Source organism: Allobosea sp. 05T439 (assembly GCF_056396005.1).
Genome location: NZ_JBFTKP010000146.1, coordinates 1 through 492 on the forward strand (window position 1 = coordinate 1; position 492 = coordinate 492).

General features: G+C 66.5%; 1 protein-coding gene. It reads left to right on the plus strand.

Features of this window, described 5'->3' with window-relative positions; translation table 11 throughout:
* Positions 1-492 (plus strand): hypothetical protein (locus AC1DIO_RS35465; protein ID WP_476854966.1); only part of this gene is annotated, 492 nt, incomplete at both ends.

Here is a 492-nt window from a genome sequence, read left to right on the forward strand (position 1 = left end):
AATCATCTTCCCGCGGCTGCTGACCCCGACCTACATCAATGATGCCGATGGCGACATGATGCCGCTCGGCCCCCCCGGAGCACCGGTCGTCACCAATACCAATTACGACCCCACCATCACCACCTCGAGCAACCAGCCGGGTGTGAACGTCCACAGCGTCGCGGATGCCGATCCTCGCATCATCTCGAACCTGATCGTCGATCAGACGCTGACCAACAGATCTGCCCTGATCGCGGCCCTCGAAAGGAGCGCGGCGGCCGGGGGTATTTCGCTGACGCCGGGGTCTTCCGTGGCGGCAGCCGCTGCCGATCTGATCCTGGCCGCGCGTGATGCGGCGGCCGCGGCCGCTCCCTTCGCCGCGGCAACGGCGTTAGCTTACGGGCAGGCCGTGACGGCTGCGGGAATTGTACAGACCCAGATCAGCAGCGCGCTTGCGAGCCTGACGGCGCTTCGCGCCGACGTGGCCGCCGATGGCGTCGTCGACATCTCGAC